Raw genomic sequence first — 1,636 nt, 5'->3', positions numbered from 1 at the left:
AGCTGTTGAGGGATGTGGTAATCAGAGCATACCGACACTGTAAACTAATCGATTCTGTAGGATTTTCTGTAAAATTATCTGCTGCTATTGCCCAAGCTCTCGATACATCCTTGATAAAATTAGCAGTTTTTCCCTGTCTCTCACACTGCCAATACCAACCGTTATCTCCTGCTGGAGTTTCTTCTTTCAGCAGTTGATGAATTTCACTAATTTTTTTGGCTTTCTCTAGATGCCAGAATAAGTGACTATAGATATAACCATCATCGGGTAAGGTATGCCATAATCCCTTTTCGGTCTTAGTTTGATAACGTTCTAATAATTGTTGATGAGCTTCGGTAATTGATAATCCTAGCTCTGATTGTACCAGACGAAGAGCTAAATCATGTAACAAGTCATGGAGGCGATAGTTAGTGTCTGGTGTAGTAGAGATTCCTGGTAGTAATAACGCTTTTTGTCGTAAGTAGTTTAAGGTATCTTTGGCTTCAACTAAATTACAATTCCATAACGTTGTGGCCATGGATTCAGTAATGGTGACATCCTCCGGCAGTATCCCTAACCAAGCAAAGTTTTTCAACCTCTTGTCGTCGGATAATCCCTTTAAACTGAGATTAAAGGAAGCCACTAGACTATAGTTTTTGCGCTTAGCGTCACTTGGCTCTTCCTCTGCTTTCAATCGATCCAAAGCTTCTACACCAACAATTAAATCTTCTAACTCACCCAGTAACTCCTGCCAAGAGATGCCATCTCTAACTTGGGCAGCCGCTAATTCTAATGCTAGGGGTAAATAGCCGACAGTTTTGGCTAAGGTTTCAGCATAGTCGAGTTCTTGATTAGTTAACTCATTATTGAAACAAGAGGTTAATAACTCCAAGGATTGATTAGGAGTCATCACGTCTAAATCATAGCGAATGGCACCTTCAACCTGGGCTTCTCTTGTAGTAACTAAAACCCGACAGCCATCCCCAGCCACTCGAAAGGGTTCAACATGGTCAGGATGCCAAACATCATCCACTACTAGTAACGCTTTCTGATCGGATAATAATGTTCTTAGTTGTAAAGAAGCGCTATCAATATTAATCGGTTTGAAGTCATAATCTCCTAATTGCTGTATCCACGTACTTAGAAAGGATAAGATATCAGGTTGCTGACCTAATGTTGCCCAAAAAATCCCATCAGGAAAATGAGATTGAACCTCTGAATCATGGGCTAAAGCAGCAGCTAAAGTGGATTTACCAATGCCTCCTAAGCCATAGATGGCACTAACGACTAAGGTGCCAGCGTTAGCGGTTTCTTCCGATAAAAGGATTTGTTTTAGTTGTTCGCTAACTTCCGGACGTTCGACATAATAAGGCGGTAGTGGGGGAGCTTGATTGAATCGAGTTTGGTTATTCATATTCTCAATGTTGTAATTCTCAACAGTAGCTTGGTGGGATTCCAATGCTTTGGTAATCTCTTGACGAATTGGCTATAAATTAGGCAAAGCTTGAGCATCAACAGTAGTCACTAAATGCTCCATAGCTTGGGCAACTTCCGGATTTTGCTTAGCTGCTGCTTCTACTTCCAATACCACCTTGGCATAATGAAGAGATTGCTCTGGGGTTTTCTCGATCGCAGTTACTGTATCTGGAGACTGTTT

The 1,636-nt window shown here is 41.0% G+C and carries 1 protein-coding gene; it reads right to left on the bottom strand.

Annotated elements, in window-relative coordinates:
• A partial coding sequence (locus F6K38_RS41400) for an NB-ARC domain-containing protein (RefSeq protein ID WP_287360653.1) occupies window positions 1–1,393 on the bottom strand: 1,393 nt, incomplete at its 3' end.
• Window positions 1,394–1,636 lie beyond the last annotated feature (243 nt).

The organism is Moorena sp. SIO3B2, assembly GCF_010692525.1.
GTDB classification, from domain to species: Bacteria; Cyanobacteriota; Cyanobacteriia; order Cyanobacteriales; family Coleofasciculaceae; genus Moorena; species Moorena producens.
This window is presented reverse-complemented; position numbering and strand designations above follow the sequence as displayed.